Annotated in this window: 16 protein-coding genes; 11 read left to right on the top strand and 5 right to left on the bottom strand. The window is 70.9% G+C overall.

Features of this window, described 5'->3' with window-relative positions; all coding sequences use genetic code 11:
* Positions 1-107: 107 nt before the first annotated feature.
* The 3 genes from Q0R13_RS01830 to Q0R13_RS01840 all read left to right on the top strand — a co-directional run bounded on the left by Q0R13_RS01830 (position 108) and on the right by Q0R13_RS01840 (position 1,946).
* Positions 108-290: a type II toxin-antitoxin system HicA family toxin gene (locus tag Q0R13_RS01830; RefSeq protein ID WP_293898587.1), complete on the top strand. Its 183-nt coding sequence runs from the start codon at positions 108-110 to the stop codon at positions 288-290.
* Positions 291-297: 7 nt separating this feature from the next.
* Positions 298-693, top strand: coding sequence for a type II toxin-antitoxin system HicB family antitoxin (locus Q0R13_RS01835; RefSeq protein WP_293898590.1), 396 nt, complete (start codon positions 298-300; stop codon positions 691-693).
* A 110-nt stretch (positions 694-803) separates the two neighbouring features.
* The gene (locus Q0R13_RS01840; RefSeq protein WP_293898592.1) at positions 804-1,946 is read left to right on the top strand and encodes a serine hydrolase domain-containing protein; all 1,143 of its coding nucleotides are present in this window, start codon (positions 804-806) and stop codon (positions 1,944-1,946) included.
* 160 nt (positions 1,947-2,106) lie between these two features.
* On the opposite strand, the gene Q0R13_RS01845 is transcribed toward Q0R13_RS01840, so the two are convergent.
* Positions 2,107-2,265 (bottom strand): hypothetical protein, encoded by a 159-nt coding sequence (locus tag Q0R13_RS01845; RefSeq protein WP_293898595.1) that lies wholly within the window; start codon positions 2,263-2,265, stop codon positions 2,107-2,109.
* Positions 2,266-2,373: 108 nt separating this feature from the next.
* Here Q0R13_RS01845 and pstC point away from each other — a divergent pair, with 108 nt between their 5' ends.
* Genes pstC through phoU form a run of 4 tightly spaced genes read left to right on the top strand, consistent with a single transcriptional unit; the run spans position 2,374 to position 5,697 of the window.
* Positions 2,374-3,336, top strand: coding sequence for a phosphate ABC transporter permease subunit PstC (pstC, locus tag Q0R13_RS01850; RefSeq protein ID WP_293898598.1), 963 nt, complete (start codon positions 2,374-2,376; stop codon positions 3,334-3,336).
* Positions 3,333-4,211, top strand: a complete 879-nt coding sequence (gene pstA / locus Q0R13_RS01855) for a phosphate ABC transporter permease PstA (RefSeq protein ID WP_293898601.1) — start codon at positions 3,333-3,335, stop codon at positions 4,209-4,211. Before pstC ends, pstA begins: the two co-directional genes overlap by 4 nt.
* Positions 4,208-5,017 carry a phosphate ABC transporter ATP-binding protein PstB gene (gene pstB / locus Q0R13_RS01860; RefSeq protein ID WP_293898604.1) on the top strand — a complete coding sequence of 270 codons (810 nt, stop codon included), beginning with the start codon at positions 4,208-4,210 and terminating at the stop codon, positions 5,015-5,017. The genes pstA and pstB overlap by 4 nt, the downstream gene beginning before the upstream one ends.
* Positions 5,018-5,028: 11 nt before the next feature.
* Positions 5,029-5,697 carry a phosphate signaling complex protein PhoU gene (gene phoU / locus Q0R13_RS01865; RefSeq protein WP_293898607.1) on the top strand — a complete coding sequence of 223 codons (669 nt, stop codon included), beginning with the start codon at positions 5,029-5,031 and terminating at the stop codon, positions 5,695-5,697.
* A 112-nt stretch (positions 5,698-5,809) separates the two neighbouring features.
* Here phoU and Q0R13_RS01870 read toward each other — a convergent pair whose 3' ends face one another.
* From Q0R13_RS01870 to Q0R13_RS01880, 3 genes are all read right to left on the bottom strand, one after another.
* On the bottom strand, positions 5,810-6,793 hold the full coding sequence (locus tag Q0R13_RS01870; RefSeq protein ID WP_293898610.1) for a transglutaminase family protein: 984 nt from the start codon (positions 6,791-6,793) through the stop codon (positions 5,810-5,812).
* Between the two features lie 11 nt (positions 6,794-6,804).
* Positions 6,805-7,752: an alpha-E domain-containing protein gene (locus Q0R13_RS01875; protein WP_293898613.1), complete on the bottom strand. Its 948-nt coding sequence runs from the start codon at positions 7,750-7,752 to the stop codon at positions 6,805-6,807.
* Positions 7,753-7,917: 165 nt separating this feature from the next.
* On the bottom strand, positions 7,918-9,327 hold the full coding sequence (locus Q0R13_RS01880) for a circularly permuted type 2 ATP-grasp protein (protein WP_293898635.1): 1,410 nt from the start codon (positions 9,325-9,327) through the stop codon (positions 7,918-7,920).
* Between the two features lie 268 nt (positions 9,328-9,595).
* Between Q0R13_RS01880 and Q0R13_RS01885 the strand changes: the two genes are divergently transcribed.
* Entirely contained in the window at positions 9,596-11,383 is a 1,788-nt protein-coding gene (locus Q0R13_RS01885) for an autotransporter assembly complex family protein (protein ID WP_293898616.1), read from the top strand.
* A gap of 53 nt (positions 11,384-11,436) precedes the next feature.
* Positions 11,437-15,582, top strand: a complete 4,146-nt coding sequence (locus tag Q0R13_RS01890; protein ID WP_293898619.1) for a translocation/assembly module TamB domain-containing protein — start codon at positions 11,437-11,439, stop codon at positions 15,580-15,582.
* Here the strand turns inward: Q0R13_RS01890 and phhA are convergent.
* Positions 15,579-16,451, bottom strand: a complete 873-nt coding sequence (gene phhA / locus Q0R13_RS01895; RefSeq protein ID WP_293898622.1) for a phenylalanine 4-monooxygenase — start codon at positions 16,449-16,451, stop codon at positions 15,579-15,581. The genes Q0R13_RS01890 and phhA overlap by 4 nt on opposite strands.
* 186 nt (positions 16,452-16,637) lie before the next feature.
* Between phhA and Q0R13_RS01900 the strand changes: the two genes are divergently transcribed.
* The gene (locus tag Q0R13_RS01900; protein ID WP_293898625.1) at positions 16,638-19,424 is read left to right on the top strand and encodes an insulinase family protein; all 2,787 of its coding nucleotides are present in this window, start codon (positions 16,638-16,640) and stop codon (positions 19,422-19,424) included.
* Entirely contained in the window at positions 19,421-21,445 is a 2,025-nt protein-coding gene (locus tag Q0R13_RS01905) for a tetratricopeptide repeat protein (RefSeq protein WP_293898628.1), read from the top strand. The genes Q0R13_RS01900 and Q0R13_RS01905 overlap by 4 nt, the downstream gene beginning before the upstream one ends.
* Positions 21,446-21,559 lie beyond the last annotated feature (114 nt).

Consider the following 21,559-nt stretch of genomic DNA (forward strand, 5'->3'; position numbering starts at 1 on the left):
CCTCAGCGCCGGCCATGTTTTTTTGGTGGATGCTGGCCCCGAGCCGATGCGTATCGGTGTGTATGTGTCGACTCGCGTGACACAGGTCGAAGTGTGTATTAATACACATGGATAGTCGGGGCGTTATCAGGGCCCTTCATGCCGCCGGCTGGTACGAAGTCGGCCAAATGGGTTCCCACAAGCAGTTTCGTCACGACGCGAAGCCTGGCCGGGTGACGGTCCCGCATCCGAAGCGGGACATTCCCCTGGGCACGCTTCGCTCTATGGAGAAGCAGGCCGATCGAAGTTGAGGTAGCCATGGCCAACTATATCGCCCTGATCCACAAGGACGCCGACAGCGACTACGGCGTATCTTTTCCCGATTTCCCCGGCTGCGTTTCGGCCGGCGCGACCCTGGACGAGGCCCGCGCCATGGCCGCCGAGGCCCTGGCCCTGCATGTCGAGGGAATGAGCGAAGACGGGGAAGCCGTGCCGGAGCCCTCTTCGCTTGAAGCGGTGATGCGCGATCCGGACAGCCGTGACGGCGTTGCGATCCTCGTCGATCTGCCGGTGACGGCGGCCAAGGTCGTTCGGATCAACATCACGATCCCCGAGGATGACCTGCGGCTGATCGATCGGTTCGCGGAGACCCACGGGTTCACTCGGTCCGGCTTCCTGGTGTCCGCGGCGAAGAAGGCGGTCCTGGCCGCCTGACAGACCGCGGCTATCGACGACTCCGGCGCTGCCAGCCGGCCATGATGCTTTTTGGCTAGGCTTCCGCCGCGCCGGCCTGTCACGATGGGCGAAAGCCAGGGAGGCGCGAGATGGCCGACGGTTCGGTGCAAGGGTTGACGCAGGACCGCTACGAGGCGGCGCGGACCCAGTTCGAGGAAAACCTCAGCAAGGGCGAGGACATCGGGGCCTCGTTCTGCGCCACGGTGGAGGGCGAGACGGTCGTCGACCTCTGGGGCGGCTACGCGGACCCCGCCAAGACCCGGGCCTGGGAACGCGACACCATCGTCAACGTCTATTCGACGACCAAGACCATGACGGCGCTGACGGCGCTGCTGATCGCCGACCGCGGCGACCTGGACTTCGATGCGCCGGTCGCCCGGTACTGGCCGGAGTTCGCGGCGAACGGGAAGGCCGACATCAAGGTCAGCCACCTGATGAGCCATTCGGCGGGCCTCTCCGGCTGGAAGGAACCGATCACCACCGAGGACCTCTACGACTGGGAGAAGGCCACCAGCCTGCTCGCCGCCCAGGCGCCGTTCTGGGAGGCCGGCACGGCGCCCGGCTACCACGCGCTGACCCAGGGCTATCTGGTAGGCGAGGTGGTCCGGCGGATCACCGGTAAGTCGCTGGGGACGGTGTTCCGCGAGGAGATCGCGGAGCCGCTCGGCGCGGACTTCCACATTGGCCTGCCGGCCTCGGAGGACCACCGCGTCGCCGAACTCCTGCCCCCACCGCCCGGCGGCGGCGCCGCCGACATGCGCAACCAGACTGAACTGATGCGCAACATGTCCAACAACCCCGGCATCGACGTCTCCGCCACCAAGACCCGCGGCTGGCGCGGCGCCGAGATCCCGGCGGCTGGCGGCACGGGCAATGCGCGCTCGGTGGCCGAGATCCATACGATCCTGGCCAATGGCGGCGTGGCGAACGGCAAGCGCTTCATGTCCGAGGCCGGCTGCCGCAAGGCGCTGGAGCTGCAGGTCGAGGGGCGCGACCTGATCCTGGACGTTCCCGCGCGGTTCGGCCTGGGCTTCGGCCTGCCGGGCGTCCTGCCGCTGCCCAATCCCAACTCCATGTACTGGGGCGGCTACGGCGGATCGCTGATCATCATCGACATGGATGCCCGCACGACCTTCGCCTACGTGATGAACAAGATGATGCCCACGACCATGGGCGACATGCGCGCCCTGGGGCTGGCCATGGCCATGTGGACGGCGATGGGGACGATCTAACGCCTCCTCTCCCCCGGCTAAGCCGAGAGGGAGAGGGTACGGAGAGGGCCGGCGCGTGAAACGTGATCCGCCATTGGTCCAGCCAGGGCCCCGTCACGCCGCCGCGGCGGGCCCTCGCATCACCGACGGGAGAGACTTCGAAGCCCAGCCGGCCCTCTTCCTACCCTCTCCCTCTCTCGCTGCGCTCGGGGGAGAGGAGCGCTACCCGAAGGCGGGCCAGGTCGTAGAACCTCGCCGCGACCAGGCCGGAGGCGGGCAGGGCGATCACCCAGGCCCGGACGATGCTGGAGGCCACGTTCCAGCGCGCCGCCGAAGTCATCGAACCGTCATGCAACCTTCGCCGAAGTGTCACGCGGCCCCGATAGAGCGTGCTCAGGATCGCCGGGTTCGAGGGGTAGCGCGTGTTCTGCAAGCTTGAGATGAGCCGATGACCGCGATCGCCGACATCGATGTCGCCGCGGCTCCGCGCTCCGCCCGCGGCGCGACCCTGGACCGGGCGTTCGAGATCCTCTGCTTCTCGGCCGCCACCTTCCTGCTGACAGCCCTGGGCGGGATCGTGATCTCGCTGGTGATCGGCGGCTGGCCGGCGATCGCGAAGTTCGGCCCGGCCTTCCTGATCAGCGCCGAGTGGGACCCCGTGCAGGAGGTCTATGGCGCCGCCGGCGCGGTGACCGGCACCCTGATAACCGCGGCCCTGGCGCTGGCCTTCGCGGTGCCGCTGTCGTTCGCCATCGCCATCTTCCTGGTCGAGCTTTGCCCGCCGATCCTGCGGCGGCCGATCGGCACCGCGGTGGAGCTTCTGGCGGGCATTCCCTCCATCGTCTACGGCATGTGGGGCCTGTTCGTCTTCGCGCCCTGGTTCGCCCAGCACATCCAGGTGCCGATCATGATGTCGGCCAAGCCGGGCAGCCTGCTCGCGACCCTGACCAGCGGCATCCCCAACGGCTCCGGCATCTTCACCGCCTCGGTGATCCTGGCGATCATGGTGCTGCCGTTCATCGCCGCGACCATGCGCGAACTGCTCAACACCATCCCGCCGACGGTGCGCGAGAGCGCCTATGGCCTGGGGTCCACCACCTTCGAGGTGATCCGCAAGGTCAGCCTGCCCTATGTGCGCACCGGCGCCATCGGGGCGGTTATGCTGGGCCTGGGCCGGGCGCTGGGCGAGACGATGGCGGTGACCTTCGTGATCGGCAACAGCCACGGTTTCCCGACCTCGCTGTTCGCGCCGGGATCGACCATCGCGTCGACCATCGCCAACGAATTCACCGAGGCCACCGGGGCGCTGCACGTGTCCTCGCTGATCCTGCTGGGTCTCGTGCTGTTCATCATCACCTTCGCGGTCCTGGCCATGGCCCGGCTGCTGATCGGACGGCAGGCGAACCTATGAGCATGGCCAACGCCGCCCCGCGCCTGTCGCGCCGCCTGGGCGAGATCGCCTTCCTGGCCTTCTGCTGGATCGCGACCGGGATTGCCCTGGTCGCCCTGACCGCGATCCTCTGGGCGCTGGTGAAGCAGGGCGGGGGTGGGTTCTTCAAGCCGAACGGCGGGGGGATCGACCTCAACATCTTCACCAAGTCCACCCCGGCGCCGGGCAACGAGGGCGGATTGCTGAACGCCATCCTGGGCTCGCTCATGATGTGCACGCTGGCGATGCTGGGCGCGGTTAGCGTGGGCGTGCTGGCCGGCACCTGGCTGTCGGAGTTCGCTCGCGAGAGCCGCTACGGCAAGGTGGTGCGGTTCCTGAACGACGTGCTGCTGTCGGCGCCGTCGATCCTGGTCGGCCTGTTCGTGTACGAGATCCTGGTCGCGCCGCTGAAGGGCTTCTCCGGCCTGGCCGGCGCCGTCGCGTTGGGCCTGATCGCCGCGCCGGTGATCACCCGGACCACCGAGGATGTGCTGCGCCTGCAGCCGGTCGCGCTGCGCGAAGCCAGTGTCGCCCTGGGGGCCCCTGTCTGGCGCACCATCTTCGCGGTGATCTGGAAGGCGGCCCAGAGCGGCATGCTGACCGGCGCCCTGCTGGCCTTCGCCCGGATCAGCGGCGAGACCGCGCCGCTGCTGTTCACCGCGCTCAACAACCAGTTCCTTAGCCTGGACCTGACCAAGCCCACCGCCAACCTGCCGGTGGTGATCGCGAACTTCGCGCTGACCGCCTATGATGACTGGCGCCGCCTGGCCTGGGCCGCCGCCCTCCTGATCACGGCCACGGTGCTCGTCGTGACCATGGTCGCCCGCACCATCCTCCGGGGATCTGCCCGCTCATGAACGCCCAACTCGAAAGCCCGCCGGAAACGGCCGTCCTGGAGATCGCGCCGGAGACGGTGAAGCTCGCCATCAAGGACCTGAACTTCTTCTACGGCGCCAAGCAGTCGCTGTTCGACGTTACCGTCTCCTTCGCCGCCAATGCGGTGACCGCCCTGATCGGCCCCTCCGGTTGCGGCAAGTCCACCCTGCTGCGGACGCTCAACCGGATGTACAGCCTCTACCCCGGCCAGAAGGCGACCGGCCAGGTGCTGCTGGACGGCGAGGACATACTAAACCCGCGGGTGAACGTCGCCGCGCTCCGGGCGCGCATCGGCATGGTGTTCCAGAAGCCGACCCCCTTTCCGATGTCGATCTATGACAACGTGGCCTATGGCGTGCGGCTGTACGAAAGCCTCTCGCGCCAGGACATGGCCAACCGGGTCGAGGAAAGCCTGCGTCGCGCCGCCCTCTGGGACGAGGTCAAGGACAAGCTCAGGGAGTCCGGCCTCAGCCTTTCCGGCGGCCAGCAGCAGCGGCTGTGCGTGGCCCGCGGCATCGCGGTGAAGCCCGAGGTGCTGCTACTGGACGAGCCGGCCTCGGCCCTGGACCCGATCTCGACGGCGCGGCTGGAGGAGACCATCTCCGACCTGAAGTCCGAGTACACCGTGGTCATCGTCACCCACAACATGGGCCAGGCCGCGCGCCTCTCCGACCACACCGGCTTCATGTACCTGGGCCAGCTGGTCGAGTTCGGCGAGACCGAACAGCTCTTCACCAGCCCGGTCACCAGCCGGGCCCGCGACTACATCACCGGCCGGTTCGGCTAGGAGTGACTGCCATGTCCCATACCTTGAAGGCGGTCGACACCGACCTCGACGGCCTGAGCCACGCGGTGGCGGCGATGGGCGACCTGGCGGTGGCTCAGGTGCGGGCCTCGGTCGACGTGTTCACCCGGCATGACCTGGCGGACGCGATCAAGGTCGTGCGCGGCGACGACGCGCTGGACCTGCAGGACGCCGAGATCGAGCGCAACGCCGTGCGCTTCATCGCGCTGCGCCAGCCCATGGCCGACGACCTGCGCCGGCCGATCGCGGCGATGAAGATCGCCATGCAGCTGGAGCGCTGCGGCGACCTGGCCAAGAACATCGGCAAGCGGGTGGGGCGGATGGAGGCCGCGGCCTCGGAGGTCCAGGTGCAGCCGATCGCCGAGCTGGGCCGGATGGTCGCCGACCGACTGGCCGCGGTGGTCAACGCCTTCCGCCAGGAGGACGCCCAGGGCGCCTACACCGTGTGGCTGAAGGATACCGAGATCGACGAGCGCCACGACGGCGTGCTGCGCGAGATCGTCGCCGGCATGATCGGCGACCCGGGTTCGGTGGGTGACGGCGCGCATCTGCTGTTCATCGCCAAGAACCTGGAGCGGATCGGCGACCACGCCACCAACATCGCCGAACTGGTCCACTACCAGATCACCGGCCAGGACCTGTCGGACCGCCCGAAGCTGTAGGGGGTTCCCCCCTTTTTGGGTCGTCATCGCCCGAGCGATAGGGTGGCGCCTACAGTCACCCTGCCGCGGCGGGCTACGACGGCCCGTCGGCGCGTCCTTGCTCGGCCGAACCCTATTCCGATTGCTGTTGCTGCATCTGGTGCAGGCGCGGCTGGTGGGCCATGGCGGCGCCCCGCGACGCGCCGGGCCGCCCGGACTGGCGGGTGGTGCGCAGGAACTCCGGCTCGCTGATCGCCGCGCGGGCCTTGCGCACCGAGACCCCGACGGCCAGCTGGTGATCGGCGTCGCCCTTGTAGACGCCGCGCGAGGGTGGGACGTCGGAATAGTCCCGGCCGATGGCGCAGGCCACGTGGCGCTCGGTGGCCTCGCAGTTGTTGGACGGGTCGAACCCGACCCAGCGCAGGCTGGGCAGGAACACCTCGACCCAGGCGTGGGTGGCGTCGGACTCCGACCGGTCGCCCTTGCGGCGGTCGGTGAACAGGTAGCCCGAGACGTAGCGCGCCGGGATGCCCCATGAGCGGCACAGCGTGATCATCACGTGGGCGAAGTCCTGGGAGACCCCCTTGCCGGTCCGCAGCACGTCGTCGATCGGGCTGTCGGCACGGGTGACGCCGCTCTCATAGCCGAACGAGCTGGAGATCAGCGCCGACAGGGCCCGCAGCGCGGTCAGCGGGTCGGACTGGCGCAGCGCCTCGATGTCGCGGTCGAGGGCGTACTGTCGGAGCGCGGCGGTCTCGCGGGCGAACCCGTGCGGATGCAGGTAGTCGAAGTTGTCGCCGCGCAGGTAGGCCGAGCGCAGCCGGTCCCACTCGCCCATGTCCAGCTCCTCCGGCAGGCGCGGCGGCGGCTGGGTCTCGACGGCGGCGTTGGCGGTGATGGTCAGGCGCTCGTGCGGCTGGGGCACGTCGAAGTGGTAGACCGGGTTGCCGAAGGTGTCGGCGAAGGAGAACAGCTGGGCCGGCGGGTCCAACTCCAGGTCGAAGCTGACCAGGCGCTGGCTGGCGCTCTTCTGCGGCTGCATCCACACCTCCATGACGCTTTCGCGCACCGGGGCGGCGTAGCGGTACTGGGTGACGTGGCGAATCTCGAGCAGCAAGGGCGAACTCCTCAGGCCGGCAGCCGGCTTTCCAGGGGGTAGGCCACGAAGGCGTCGTAGAGGCTGTCGTGGATGGCCGCGCACTCGTCCAGCACGGTCTTCAGGAAGGCGGTGGGGCCCTGGGCGACCAGTTCCTCCATATCGATGTACTGCAGGCGCGCCCGCAGCCGCCCGGCCAGACGCTCCGGCCCGGCGGCGCCGGAGAGGCCGGCGTGGCGGGTGATCGCGGCCAGGTGGTTCTCGATCTCCTGGGTGCAGAAGCGGATCGAGCGCGGGAAGTCCGCGTCCAGCATCAGGAAGTTCAGGATGTACCGCGGCTGCATGTCGGCGGTGTAGACCCGCAGATAGGGCTCCAGCGCACAGCCCATGCGCAGCACGCTGGTCAGCGCGAAGTGGTCGCCCACCGGGCGGCGGCGGCGGCCGTCGCCGAACACCACCTCCAGCAGCGATCCGATCAGCTGGGCGCGCTCAAGATAGACGCCCAGCAGCAGAAAGCTCCAGCCCTCGCCATGGCTCATGGTGGCGTCGCCGGCGCCCTTGAACAGGTGCAGGTCGGCGATGGTGTCGTGCAGGAACTGCTGCGAGCCATCCCCGAAGGCCCTGGCGGCGTCCGGATCGCTCATCCGCAGATAGATCAGGTTCAGCCGTTCCCAGGTCTCGGTGGTGATCTGGTCGCGCACCTGGCGGGCGTTCTCGCGGGCATGGGCGATCGAGGAATAGATCGAGGCGCTGTCCTGCCGGTCCAGGGTCAGCGCGCGGGCCGCGTCATAGGGGTTCTGCGCCTTGGCCAGGTCGGCGTCGCCGACGGCGGCCAGGGCGATCCGCGCCACTTGCGTGGCGGCCTCCGAGCGGTCCAGCGTCGCGTTCAGCATCACGTCGGAGAGGCGGCAATTGTGCTCCGCCCGCTCAACGTAGCGGCCGATCCAGTAGAGGCTGTCGGCGACCCGGGCGAGCATCATGCCCCTACCTCCGCTCATCCCGGCGAATGCCGGGATCTAGATCGACGAACGCTGCCGTGGACGGGACAAACACCGCGCCGATCGAAACGCCGGCCTCAGCCAGTCCATCTGGGTCCCGGCATTCGCCGGGATGAGCGGGGGGGAAGAGGGCCACGCGGGCGGGCATCATCGCGGTTCACCCTTCGATTCGGAGAGCACCCAGGTGTCCTTGGAGCCGCCGCCCTGGCTGGAATTGACCACCAGGGAGCCCTTGCGCAGGGCGACGCGGGTCAAGGCGCCTGGCGTCACCACGATCTTCTCGCCGGATAGGATGAACGGCCGCAGGTCAACGTGGCGCGCCTCGACCTCACCGTCGATCAGGCAGGGGGCGGTGGAAAGCTGGATGGTCGGCTGGGCGATGTAGTTGGCCGGGTCGGCACGCAGCGCGGCGGCGAACTCTTCCTGCTGAGCCTTGGTGGAGTGCGGCCCCACCAGCATGCCGTAGCCGCCCGACGCGCCCACCGCCTTGACCACGAACTTGTCCAGGTTGGCCAGCACATGGCTGAGCTGGGCCGGCTCGCGGCACAGATAGGTCTCGATATTGGGCAGGATGGCGTCTTCGTTGAGGTAGTAGCGGATGATCTCGGGGACGTAGGCATAGACCGCCTTGTCGTCGGCGACACCGGTGCCCGGGGCGTTGCAGATCATCACATTGCCGGCGCGATAGGCGTTGAACAGGCCGGCCACCCCCAGCGACGAGTCGCGCCGGAAGGTCAGCGGGTCGATGAAGTCGTCGTCCACCCGGCGGTAGATCACGTCCACCCGGCGCAGGCCCGTGGTGGTGCGCATGTAGACCATGTTGTCGTGGATCACGAGGTCGCGGCCCTCGACCAGGGGCGCGCCCATCAGCCGGGCCAGGTAAGCGTGCTCGTAGTACGCGGAGTTGTAGACGCCGGGCGTCAGCACCACGACCTGCGGATTGGGCCGCCAGTCGGCCGCCATGCTCTTCAAGGTCGCCAGCAGCAGGTCAGGATAGCGGTCGATCGCCCGTACGCCGGCCGAACGGAAGGTGCCGGGGAAGACGCGCCGCGACGCCTCGCGGTTGGCCAGCATGTAGGAGACCCCGGACGGCACCCGCAGGTTGTCCTCCAGCACGGCGAACTCGCCGTCGGGCTGGCGGATCAGGTCGGAGCCGCAGACGTTGGCGTAGGCCTTATACGGCACGTAGAGGTTCTGCATCTCGCGCCGGTACGAGGGTGCGTTCAGCACCAGTTCGCGCGGGACCACCCCGTCCATCAGGATCTGCTGTTCCGAATAAATATCGGCCAGGAACATGTTCAGCGCCCGCAGGCGCTGGATCAGGCCGGCCTCGACCCGCGACCACTCCGCCCCAGGGATGATCCGCGGCAGGATGTCGGAGGGGATGATCCGCTCGGTGGTGCTCTCGGCGCCGTAGACGGTGAAGGTGATGCCCTGCAGCAGGAAGAACCGCTCCTGCGTCCGCTGGCGCTCGGCCAGTTCCTGCGGCGTCAGGGTCGCCAGGCGGGCGTCGAGCGCGGCGTAGTGCGGATGGACCCCGCCGGCGGCGAGCCGCATCTCGTCGTAAGGCCTGGCGACGCCTGTCGTTTCCGCCGGCGGCTCGTCCCGTCTGACGCTCACGACTGTCCCGTGCCTCCCCGCCCGCAACCTGGGTTGAATCTGTAGGCTGCTTAGGGCCGGGCCGGAAGCGCGGCGTCGAAATTCGGCGCCGGAGCCCCTGCGACAACGCGGCTGCCCAGGGATTGGGCGCCGCGTCCGTGGGCGGATGACAGGGCCGGGCGGCGCGGGCTACACCGGCTGGCGGGGCGCTTGCGAGGAACTAGGCTTGGGTCGACTGCTGTACGCCGTCGCCGCCTCGGCGGCCCTGTGCGCGCCGGCCACGGCCCAGGCGGCGGAACCGCGCGCCGTCGTCCAGGGCGAGATGGACCCGGAGCTGCGCGCCATCGTCACCCAGGTGATCGGCGACACCGACCGGCCGATCGAGAACCGCTTCGAGGCCCGCCGCCGGGCCCGCGCCGCCGCCGAGGACGCCATCGCCGCCCTGCGCTCCGAGGGCTACTACGCCTATCGTGTCGATCCGGACGTCAGCGAGGCCGATCCGCCCCGGCCACTGGTGCAGATCGCGCCGGGTCCGCGGTTCTTACTGGGCGAGGCGACCCTGGCCTGGACGGGCAAGCCGCCGAACGGCGACGCCCAGGCGGCCGCGGTCAGGGCCCTGTCGCTGCCCCCGGGCGGTCCGGGGCGCGCCGCCGACATCATCGCCGCCGAGGGCCGGGTGGTCGCCGCGGTGCAGAAACGCGGCTATGCCGACGCCGTGGCGTACCCGCGCGACGTGGTGGTCGACCACGCCGACAAGACGGTGACGCCGACCTACAACATCGCCGCCGGCCTGCTGGTGCACCTGGAGGGCCTGGACATCGCGCCGGGCAGTCGGACCAACCCGCTGTGGGTCCGCCACCTGGCCCCGTGGGCGGCGGGCGACCCCTACGACCCCGACGACGTCGCGGAGCTGGAGCGTCGGCTGCTGGACACCGGGGTCTATGATTCCGTCACCGTGGCCCTGGCCCCGGTAGACCAGACCAGCGCCTCGGGACTGCGGCCGGTGGTGGTGGCGCTGGCGGAGCGCAAGCCGCGCACTATCGAGGGCGGCGCCAGCTATTCCACGAGCGAGGGGGCCGGGGTGAACGTGCGCTGGACGCACTACAACCTGCTGTCCCGCGCCGACACCATCGCCCTCTATGGCCAGGTCTCGATCCGCGACAGCCGGACGGGCGTCGACCTGACCCTGCCGCAATGGCTGCGACCGCAGCAGACCCTGAAGACCGGGGCCGCGGTCTACCGTGTGGTCACCGACGCCTATAAGGAGACGGGCGTCGGCGTGCACGCCGACGTCACGCGCCGCTATGGCCACAGCGCCTATCTGACCTCCTATGTCACCGTTGGCGCCTCGGTGGACGGCAGCCGGACCGACGAGATCAAGGCGGGAACCCTCACCTCGCTCGGGCGCAACCTGATTACCGTCAAGGCCCTGGGCGACCTGCTGCTGGACCGCTCCAACGACCCGCTGAGCCCGACCTCCGGCTGGCGGCTGTCGGCGCGGCTGGAGCCGACGGTGATCGTCGGCGACACCAACCTGCCGTACCTGCGCGCGGTGGCCCAGGGGACCTACTACCAGCCGCTGGACAAGACGGGCCACACGGTGATCGCTGGGCGGCTGCGGCTGGGGCGGATCCTCAACGGCACGGTGGACCAGATCCCGGCCTCGCAGCGGTTCTACGCCGGGGGCGGCGGGTCGGTGCGCGGGTTCCCGTTCCAGGCGGTGGGGCCCCGGTTGGCCGACAGCACGCCCCAGGGCGGGGTGTTCCTGGCGGAATCGTCGGTAGAGGTGCGGCGCGACATCACCGAAAAATGGTCGGCGGCGGTGTTCGTCGACGCCGGCGCCGTGGGCTCGGGCGGTCCTGTGGACTTCAATACCCTGGCGGCCGGGGCCGGGTTTGGCGTGCGCTACAATCTGGGCATCGTGCCGATCCGCATCGACTTCGCGACGCCGGTGGTGCGGCGGCGCGGCGAGCCGCTGCTGCAGGCCTACGTCAGCATCGGGCAGAGCTTTTGACCGACGCGGGCGACATCGGGCCCCCAGGGCCTCCCGCCGAGCCCTCTGTCGAGATGGAGACGGTCGCGACGGCCCGGAAGCGCGCCGCGCTGCCCAAGGCGATCACGGCGATCGCGGTCACGATCCTGGTGCTGTTGCTGGGCGTGGTGGCGACCACCCGCTACGGCGTGCTGATCCCGCAGGTGCGGCTGATGATCGAGGCGCGCACCGACGGGCTGAAGATCGGCCGGCTGGGCAAGCTCAAGCTGGAGGGCCTGAGCGGCGACATCTGGCGCGACTTCCGGGTCCGCCGGCTGACGATCCGTGACGAGCGGGGCGTATGGTTGGAGGCGAAGAACCTTCATCTCTCATGGCGTTATGCACAACTCCTGCGGCGACGGTTTGAAGCCGATCTGGTGGAAGCGCAGAGCGTCCGGGTGATCCGACGGCCCACCCTGGCGGCCAAGACCGCCGACCGGGGCCTGCCGGTTTCGTTCCACATCGACAAGGCCCGCGCGCGGATCGAGCTGGACCCGGCGTTCAGCTACACGCGCGGCGTCTACGACCTGGCCCTGCAACTGGACGTCGAACGGGCCGGCGGCCGGAGCGGCAAGCTCTCCGCCAAGAGCGTGCTGCACCCTGGCGATCACCTCGACGTCGATCTGGTGGCCGGCGTCACCGGGCCGTTGCGGCTGGTGGCAGACGCCGAGGAGGCGCGGGGCGGGGCCCTGGCCGGCGCCGTGGGCCTGGCGGCCGACCAGCCGTTCAAGCTGGACATCAGGGCGGGCGGCACGGTCTCGCAGGGCCAGTTCACCGCCAGCGCCACCTCGGGCGCACTGGCGCCGCTGATGGCCCGCGGCGCCTGGACCCCGGCCGGCGGCCAGGCCGGCGGGCGGCTGCTGCTCACCGCCTCGGCCCTGACCCGGCCCTATGCCGAGCGGTTCGGCCATGACCTGACCTTCGGGATCGCCGGGCGCAAGGCCGGCGATGGGGTCTACGCCCTCGACGCCAAGGTGGCTTCCGATGCGCTCAGCCTGCATGCCTGGGGGGCCGGCGATCTTGGCAGGCGGGCGCTGGCGCCGGGCGGGATGCGGCTGGACGCCCAGGCGCCGTTGCTGTCGCGGCTCACCGGCGGGCCGAAGCTGGGCGCGGCGCGGGTCACCGGGGTGGTGACCGGAACTTCCCAGGCCTGGCGGTTCGCCGGTTCCGGCGCGGTGGCCGACCTGGACCTGGGCGGCTATGGCCTCGCGCGGATCTCCGGACCGGTCGAAGTTGCGCGGGCCAAGGCCAGCTACAGCCTGAAAGCCACGCTGGCCGGCGCGGGCGGTCAGGGCGCCGGCCTCGCCGCGGCGATCCTGGGCGGGGCGCCCCTGGCTGTGCTGGACGCCGAGCGGCTGGACAACGGCCAGCTGCTGCTGCGCCGCCTGGAGGTCACCGGTCGCGGCCTTAAGGTGCAGGCCAGCGGCGGGCGCAGCCTGCTGGGCGCCGTGAACGTCAAGGGCAGCGCCGACGTCTCCAACCTGGCGGCGGCCGGGACCGGGGCGGCGGGGGCGGCCAACCTCGTCTGGGCGGCGTCGCAGGCAAAGGGGACGGCGCCGTGGACCTTCTCCCTGGACGCCAAGGGCGACCAGTTCGCCACCGGCCTGGCCGAGCTCGACCGGCTGCTGGGGCCGAAGCCGCGGCTGCAGGTCCAGGCGAACTGGCAGGACGGTCGGCTGGCGGTGGCCAAGGGCCAGTTGGACGGCGCGGCCCTCGATGCCTCGGCGGCGGGGGTGATGGAGAAGACCGGCGCCCTGGCGTTCAAGTCCGACTGGATCGCCACCGGGCCGTTCCGCGCCGGCCCGGTCGAGATCACCGGAAAGGTGAAGGGCAGCGGCGGCGTCACCGGCACGCTGGCCGCGCCACGGCTGGATCTGGTGGCCGACCTGGACCAGGTGGACGTGCCGCGCCTGCCCCTGAAGGCCGCGCGGCTGTCGCTCACCTTCCAGCGCGAGGCCGACGGGTCGAACGGGGTGATCGCGCTCACCGCCGCCAGCCCCTACGGCCCGGCCAGGGCGCGCTCGGCCTTTCGCTTCCCCGAGGGCGGGGTCGACCTGACCGAGCTCACCGTCGACGCCGGCGGGGTGAAGGCGGCGGGGTCGCTGTCGCTGCGGCGGAACAGTCCCTCGGCGGCGGACCTGACCCTCGACATCGGCGCGGGCGCCTTGCTGGACGCCGGCCGGGTGAGCGGGACGGCCAAGGTCACGGACGCCGCCGGCGGGCCCCGCGCGGCGCTCAACCTGAGGGCCGAGAACGTCCGCGCCGCCGGTTCGACCATCGCCATCCGCTCGGCGCGCCTGACCGCCGAGGGGCCGATGGCCCACCTGCCGTTCACGGCCGAGGCCAAGGGCGCCTCGGGGCAGGGGGCCTGGACGATCGGCGGCAAGGGCGTGCTGAACGAGGCCGCCCCTGGCTACCTGATCAGCTTCGACGGCATGGGCGTCCTGGGCGGCCGCGACCTGCACACGGCCGAGACGGCGACCTTCCGGATCGGCGGGCCAGAGCAGAGCGCACGGGTGCGGCTGGTGGGTTCGGACGGCGGGCGGCTGGACCTGGACGGGGTGCTGCGCGGCGAGGACGCCGACGTCCACGCCAAGGTCGCGGGGATGGGGCTCAATCTGTTCGACGCCGACTTCGACGGGCGGATCGATGCGACGCTGGCGGTGCAGGGCCGCGGTAGCCGGCTGGAGGGGACGCTCGACGCGCGGCTGGCCAATGCGCGCGGCAAGGGCGCTCCGCAGGCCCAGGGCATCGATGGGACGCTGAAGGGCCGGCTGGCGGGCGACAGCCTGACCCTCGATGTCGCCACCACCAGCGCGCAGGGCCTCAAGGCCAATGCCAGCCTGGTGCTGCCCACCGAGAGCTCGGCCGCCCCGTTCCGCGTCGCCATCGCCCGGCAACGGCCGATGCGTGGCAAGTTCTTCGCGGACGGTGAGGTGCGGCCGCTCTGGGAGCTGGCGATCGGCGGCGAGCGGGCGTTGTCAGGTCTGGTCCACACCGAAGGCACGATCGGCGGCACCCTCGCCGACCCGAAGGCCACCGGCCAGGTCTCGGTGGAGCGCGGCCGGTTCGACGACGGCGCCACCGGCCTGTCGCTGCGCGATGTGGCGGTGAAAGCCGCCTTCACCGAGGACTCGGTCAACGTCACGCAGGCGCAGGGCGTCGACGGCCACGGTGGGCAGGTCAGCGGCCAGGGGCGGATGAGCCTGGCGCGGGAGGGGGTGTCCAGCTTCCGCCTGGACCTGAAGGGCTTCCGGCTGATCGACAACGAGCACGCCGCCGCCTCGGCCTCGGGCCAGGCGGTCATCAACCGCGCCGCGGACGGCAAGGTGAAGCTGACCGGCGACCTTACCATCGACCGCGCCGACGTGGCCGCCAACCCGCTGACCCCGACCGGCGTGGTGGCGATGGACGTGCGCGAAGTGCACCGCCCCGAGGACCTGCCGACCGCCTTCGCCGGGGCCTACAAGCGTGGCGACGGCTGGGCGCTGGACGTCAAGCTGAAGGCCCCGCGCCGGATCATGCTGCGGGGCCGGGGGCTGGACGTGGAGCTGTCGCTCGACGCCCACGTCGGCGGCACGACCACCGATCCGCAGCTGACCGGCACGGCGCGGGTGGTACGCGGCGACTACGACTTCGCCGGCAAGCGCTTCGAGTTCGACGACCGCAGCGTGGTCTACCTGGCCAGCCACGCGCAGAACATCCGCCTGCAGCTGGACGCCACGCGCGACGACCCGACGCTCACCGTCACCGTCAAGATCCGCGGCACCGCGGAGAAACCGGAGATCACGCTGGCCTCGACGCCCAGCCTGCCGAACGACGAAATCCTGGCCAAGGTGCTGTTCGAGCGCTCGGCCTCGCAGCTGTCACCGGTGGAGGCCGCCCAGCTGGCCTCGGCCCTGTCGTCGCTGACCGGCGGCGGCGGCCTGGACGTGATCGGCAACCTGCGCAGCTTCGCCGGCCTCGACCGGCTGGCGTTCGGGGGCACCGACCAGTCGGGCGTCACGGTCTCCGGCGGCAAGTACTTGACCGAAAACGTCTACCTGGAGCTGACCGGCGGCGGCCGCGAAGGCCCGTCGGCCCAGGTCGAGTGGCGGATCCGCAAGAACCTCTCGATCCTGTCGCGCATCGCCGGCCAGGCGGGCAACCGCGTGGCGGTGCGTTGGCGGCGGGATTATTAGGCGCCAGCCCGCCCGCCGTTCCGCGCGTAGGCCTGGGCGCCGGGGGTGATGAGGCGGTCGGTGGGCAGGACGGCGTCGATGGGGAGGTCGCGGGCGTCTTCCAGCCAGGCGTAGAGGCCGCCGAAGTCGCTGAGGGTGGCGTCGACCAGGGCCTGCAGCGAGGGGACCACGAAATAGACCTGCTGGAAGTCGTCGATCCGGTAGGGGGTGCGCATCACCCGCGCCAGGTCGAAGCCCAGGCGGTTGGGCGAGGGGTCGTCCAGGGCGAAGATCGACTCGGCGTGGCTGGAGACGATGCCGGCGCCGTAGATTCTCAGGCCCGCCGGCGTCTGCAGCAGGCCGAACTCCACCGTGTACCAGTAGAGCCGGGCCAGGTTGTGCAGCTGGCCCAGGCCCAGCGCCCGCAGGCCGCCTTCGCCATAGGCCTGCATGTAGTCGGCGAAGGCGGGGTCGGTCAGCATCGGCACATGGCCGAACACGTCGTGGAAGACGTCGGGCTCCTGGAGATAGTCCAGCTGGTCGGCGCGGCGGATGAACTGGCCGGCCGGGAAGCGGCGGTTGGCCAGGTGGTCGAAGAAGACGGCGTCGGGCACCAGGCCGGGCACGGCCACCACGGTCCAGCCGGTCAGCCGCTTCAGTCCCTCGTTGATGCGCGCGAACACAGGGATGCCGGCGCGGTGCAGGTCCAGGGCGTCGAGGCCCTTCAGGAACGGATCGCAGGCGCGGCCGGGCAGCAGCTTCGTCTGCCGCTCATAAAGCGTGATCCAGACCTGGTGCTCGGCGGCGGTGTAGCCGGCCCACCCCTGGTCGATGGTCCAGTCCGCCCGCGTCTGGGGCGGGGCCTTCCGTTCGATGGGGTCTGCGCTCATGGCCGCAGAATGGCGGCTTTCGCGCGAAAGTTCCGTCCGGACTTCACCGGATTTGCACCGTTCGGCGGCAAGTTCGTGCGCCGGAGGCCGCCAGGACGCGACAAAACGGGTGGCCTGCGCGGTGGGCCTTGTTCCCGCTAGGTTCCGCACCTAGGTTGATCGGAGAGGTGCGTCTTGGGGGGCGCTATGTGGCGTTTGGTGTGGGCCTTTGCGGCGCTGGCGATGCTGGTCGGCCTGTCAGGGCCGACGCGCGCCCGTGCCCAGGCGGGCCCGGAGATCCATCAGGGCCGGCTGGCCAGCGGCCTGCGCTATGCGGTGGTCTCGAGCGCCACGCGCAAGGGCGCCCTGTCGGTGCGGCTGGGGATCGACGTCGGGGCCTATGAGGAGGCCGACGGCGAACGCGGCCTGGCCCATTTCGTCGAGCACATGGCCTTCAACGGCACCCGGAATTTCGCCGAGAACGCCCTGACCGGGACCTTCGCGCGGATGGGCGTGGGCTTCGGCCGTGACCAGAACGCCTACACCAGCCTGACCGCCACCACCTTCCACCTGGACCTGCCCACCTCCGAGCCGGCGCAGGTGGACGCCGCCTTCCTCTGGCTCAGCGACGTGGCCGAGGGAATGCTGTTCCAGCCGGCGGCGGTGGACCGCGAGCGCGGCGTGGTGCTGTCGGAACGCGAGGCGCGCAGCGACGCCGGCGATGAGTGGCGCGCGGCCGTCGACGCCTTCACCTATCGCGGCCTGCGCTCGAACGTCCGCGATCCGGCCGGCTCGGTGGAAATCGTCCGCCAGGCCACGCCGGCCCAGCTACGGGCCTTCTACGACCGCTGGTATCGCCCCGAACATGCGGTGGTGGTGGTGGTCGGCGACGCCCCGGCCGAGGTGCTCGAGGCCCGGGTGAAGGTCGCCTTCTCCGGCTGGACGGGCCGGGGCCCCGCCGGGGTGAGGGCGCCGCGGCTGCCGCCGCAGGGGGCGCGGGCCGCCGACTATTTCGTACGCATCGATCCGCATGCGCCGCTGGGCGCCAGCGTCTGCCGGATCCACGCGCCGGCGCAAACGGCCGCGGCTGAGGCGGCGCTGCGCCAGTCGACGCTTTCCGAGCTCTGGGACGCGGTGCTGGAACAGCGGCTGAAGCCCCTGGCCGACCGGCCGTCGCCGGCGATCCTGCAGACCCGGGTCTATGGCGATGTCGCGCCCGACGCCGCCACCGAATGCGTCGGCCTGGTCCCGGCCAAGGGGCGGACGGAGGAGGCCCTGTCGCTGGTGGGCGCGGAGCTGCGCCGCTTCGAGCGGGACGGGCCCAGCGACGCCGAGCTGGAAGGCGCCATCGAAGAGACCCGCGCGGGCCTGCGCGGCGGCATCGCCGACGACGTCACTCAGGCCGACAACGACCGCGCCGACGCGCTGATGTACGCGATGCTGGACGGCAAGCCGCTGCTGCACGGCCGCGAGGCGATGCGCGCGTTCAACCAGGTCGTCGCCGACCTCGCGCCGCAGGACCTGCTGGCCGCCTTCCGCGCCGACTGGTCGGGCTGGGGCCCGCTGGTGCGGGTGACCTCGCCTGATCCCCTGGTCGAGGCGCCGATCCGGGCCGCCTGGACCCGCGATCCGGCGCCTGCGACCCCGGTCGCCGCCGCCGACCTCGAATGGCCCTACAAGACCTTCGGCCGGCCGGGCCGGGTCGTGAAGCGCGAGGTGGTGGCCGATCCCGGCTTCATCCGCCTGACTTTTTCCAATGGCGTGGTGCTGAACTTCAAGCCGACCGCCTTCGAGGGCGGCCATGTGCTGGTCAAGGTGCGCTTCGGCGCCGGGCGCAGTGAAATCCCCGCCGCCGACTACCAGCTGGCCCTCCTGGCCTCGACCTATTTCAAGGCTGGCGGCCTCGGCCGCATGTCGCTGGCCGAGCTGCAGGGCCTGACGCGAGGCGCCGCCTGGGATGTCGACCTGGATGTCGGCGACCACGCCTTCGAACTGGGCGGGGAGGCCTATGCCTCGGGGCTGGAGGCACAGCTCCACATCCTGGCGGCCTATCTCACCGATCCGGGCTTCCGGCCCAGCGTCGACGCGCTGATCCCCAACAATGTCGAGGCCACGTTCCAGAAGCTGCGCAGCGATCCCTCCGACGTCATGGGCCAGGCCCTGACCCAGGCGATCACACCGGGCGCGCCGATCAACCGCCTGCCGCTGGCCACGGCCAGCGCCGCCCGCAGCGCCGACTTCGCGCGGATCCTGAGGCCGGCGATCACCGGCGCGCCGCTGCAGGTCAGTCTGGTGGGCGACGTCAGCGAGGCCGCCGCGATCGAGGCCATGAGCCGGACCCTGGCCGCCCTGCCGCCGCGCCGCTCTGCGCCGCGCACCCGGCCGGACACCTGGTTCATGCGCTTCCCGCCGGACGCGCCGCAGCCGATCCGGGTCACCCACGACGGGGCGCGCGACAAGGCGATGGCGGGCCTGTTCTGGCCGCTGTTCGTACCCGGCGCCCAGACCCGGCGGGATGAGTATGCGCTGTTCCTGCTGGGGTCGGTGCTGGAGGACCAGCTGGTGGCCCAGGTGCGCGAGCGGCTGGGCAAGAGCTATTCCCCGGAGGCCGGCGCCTATCTGCGCGACGCCTCTGACCAGGGCTATCTCTGGGCCCAGGTGGAATCGACGCCCGCCGACCTGGCCGTGGTCGAGGCCGAGGCGCGGGCGGTGGCCAGGCGACTGCAGGCGGGCAACATCTCCGCCGCCGACCTGGAGGCCGCGCGCCGGCCGATCCTGGCCCACATGGACGCCGAACAGTCCGGCAACGCGTGGTGGCTGGAGACCCTCAACGCGGCCGACGACCCTGCGGAACTGGAGGAATACGTCCACGGGCGGTCCTGGACGGCGGCGGTGACCCTGGACGACGTGCGCCGCGCCGCCGCCGACTGGCTGAAGGCCCCGCCGATCGCCGTCCTGGTGACGCCTGCGCCGCGCCAGGAGCCCACCTCATGAGCCGGCGCACAGGTGGCGGCTGGGCCGCCGCGGTCCTGGCCCTGTTCGTCGCCGGTGCGGCCACGGCGCGGGAGCTGGACGCCGTCGAACTCTGCACGCGCGGCAAGTCGGGCGCCGAGACGCTGGCCGCCTGCGACCGGGCCCTGGCCGACGACGCCCTGGCCCCGGCCCGGCGCAAGGCCGCGCGGATGTACCGGGTGCTGGTCCTGGAGGGCCTCCACCGGATGCCCGAGGCGCTGGAAGAGGCGGCCCGCCTGGTCAAGGAACGGCCGGACGACGTCGACGCGCTGATCGTCCACGGCCAGGTGCTGGTCGACATGAAGCGGTCGGACGAGGCGGGACCGGACTTCGACGCTGCCCTGAAGCTCAGGCCTTCCGACCGCTACGCCCTAAGCAATCGCGCGGACCTGCGGGCGGGGCGAGGCGACTATGCGGGGGCCATTTCCGACCTCGACCTGGCGCTCGCGGCGGGCTCCGACGACCCGACGCTGTACCTGCACCGGGCGATGGCCCACACGGCCCTGAGCCACTACCCGGCCGCCCTCGCCGACATCGAGGCGGCGCGCAAGCTGGGGCCGCTGACCCCGCTCGGTCTGCGGATGCGGGCCGACAGCCTGCGGTTCGTGCGGCGCGACGCCGAGGCGGTCGATGCCTATGGCGAGGCGCTGCGTCAGGCGCCTGGCGACGCCGACCTGCTGATCGGCCGCGCCATCAGCCTGCGCGCACTGGGGCGGGTGGATGCCGGGCTCAAGGACGCGGTCGCCGCCGAGACGGCCGACCCTGACAACCGGTTGGCGGCTTCGATCCGCGCCGACCTGGAAATGGACCTTGGCCGGTACGACGCGGCGGCGGTGAGCTACAAGGCGCTGCTGTCGCGCCACCCGGACGACCAGCCGGCCGCCACCGGCCTGGGCAAGGCGCTGCGCGCCGCCGGGCGGCCGGCCGAAGCGATGACCGCGCTGGACGCGGCGATCAAGGCGCACCCGGACGACTCCTCGGCCTACTATGCGCGTGGCGAGGCGAAGCGCGACGCGGACGACCCGAAGGGCGCCCTGGCCGATTTCGACGCCGTGCTGGCCCGCGCGCCGGCCTTCAAGGAGGCCCACTACGAGCGCGGCTGGGTGCTGTCCGACCTGGAGGACCATGACGCCGCCCTGGAATCGTTCAAGCGGGCCCTCGCGCTCGACGCCAGGTTCGCCGATGCCCTGGCTGGCGAGGGCTGGGAGCTGATCGAACTCAAGCGCGAGGACGAGGGGTTCAAGGCCTATGCGGCGGCCCTGGCGATCGATCCGAAGAACGCCGAGGCCCTCACCGGGCGCGGCTTCGCCTATGGCGAGAAGGGGGATTTCGCCAAGGCCGAGGCGGACTATCGCGCCGCCCTGGCGGTCTCGCCGCGCGACGTCAATGTCTGGGTGCAGCTGGGCTACATACTCGAGGCGCGGGACGACACCGGCGGCGCCCGGCGGGCCCTGGACGAAGCGCTCAAGCTCAATCCCAAACGCGTCGACGCCCTGATCGCGCGCGGGCGCCTGCAGGGCGACGCCGGCAAGGACGCCGCCGCGCTGCGCGACTTCGAGGCCGCCCTGGCGATCCAGCCGAAGTCCGTGCCGGCGCTCTACAACCGCGGCGAACTGCACTTCAACGCCGGGCGCCTGCCGCAGGCGGAGATCGACCTCAACGCCGCCGCGGCCCTGTCGCCGCGCGACGAGGACCTGCTCTACCTGCGCTCAAGGGTCTACCTCGCCCAGGGCCGATCGGACCGCGCGCTGCGCGACCTCGCCGCGGTGCTGAAGGCGAACCCGGAGAACGCCGGCGCCATTATCCAGAAGGGCTATATCTACAACCAGCTCGGCGACCACCTGTCGGCGGTGGAGGCCCTGGACGCGGGTATCGCGCTCGCCCCCGAGGCCGCCCACGCCTGGATGTGGCGCGCGCAGTCCAAGGCCGCACTCGGCGACAAGGCCGGCGCGGAGCGCGACCTCAAACAGGCGCGGAAGCTGGATCCGAAGGTCGAGCGCTAGATTTTGGATGGCGCATCCCGCCGCCGCTAGAGCGTTTCTGGTTCAAGTGGAGTCACTTGAACCAGATAAAAAGGCTCTAACTCTTTGAATTAGAGCGCGTCGGGCGGCGAAACC

Origin of the sequence: Phenylobacterium sp. (assembly GCF_025351295.1) — a bacterium.
Classification (GTDB): domain Bacteria; phylum Pseudomonadota; class Alphaproteobacteria; order Caulobacterales; family Caulobacteraceae; genus Phenylobacterium.

Bases quoted from the DNA above. Each gene is read 5' to 3' on its own strand.
- Q0R13_RS01830 (WP_293898587.1), top strand. From the start codon at position 108: ATGGATAGTCGGGGCGTTATCAGGGCCCTTCATGCCGCCGGCTGGTAC.
- Q0R13_RS01835 (WP_293898590.1), top strand. From the start codon at position 298: ATGGCCAACTATATCGCCCTGATCCACAAGGACGCCGACAGCGACTAC.
- Q0R13_RS01840 (WP_293898592.1), top strand. From the start codon at position 804: ATGGCCGACGGTTCGGTGCAAGGGTTGACGCAGGACCGCTACGAGGCG.
- Q0R13_RS01845 (WP_293898595.1), bottom strand. From the start codon at position 2,265: ATGACTTCGGCGGCGCGCTGGAACGTGGCCTCCAGCATCGTCCGGGCC.
- pstC (WP_293898598.1), top strand. From the start codon at position 2,374: ATGACCGCGATCGCCGACATCGATGTCGCCGCGGCTCCGCGCTCCGCC.
- pstA (WP_293898601.1), top strand. From the start codon at position 3,333: ATGAGCATGGCCAACGCCGCCCCGCGCCTGTCGCGCCGCCTGGGCGAG.
- pstB (WP_293898604.1), top strand. From the start codon at position 4,208: ATGAACGCCCAACTCGAAAGCCCGCCGGAAACGGCCGTCCTGGAGATC.
- phoU (WP_293898607.1), top strand. From the start codon at position 5,029: ATGTCCCATACCTTGAAGGCGGTCGACACCGACCTCGACGGCCTGAGC.
- Q0R13_RS01875 (WP_293898613.1), bottom strand. From the start codon at position 7,752: ATGATGCTCGCCCGGGTCGCCGACAGCCTCTACTGGATCGGCCGCTAC.
- Q0R13_RS01880 (WP_293898635.1), bottom strand. From the start codon at position 9,327: ATGCGGCTCGCCGCCGGCGGGGTCCATCCGCACTACGCCGCGCTCGAC.
- Q0R13_RS01890 (WP_293898619.1), top strand. From the start codon at position 11,437: ATGGAGACGGTCGCGACGGCCCGGAAGCGCGCCGCGCTGCCCAAGGCG.
- phhA (WP_293898622.1), bottom strand. From the start codon at position 16,451: ATGAGCGCAGACCCCATCGAACGGAAGGCCCCGCCCCAGACGCGGGCG.
- Q0R13_RS01900 (WP_293898625.1), top strand. From the start codon at position 16,638: ATGTGGCGTTTGGTGTGGGCCTTTGCGGCGCTGGCGATGCTGGTCGGC.
- Q0R13_RS01905 (WP_293898628.1), top strand. From the start codon at position 19,421: ATGAGCCGGCGCACAGGTGGCGGCTGGGCCGCCGCGGTCCTGGCCCTG.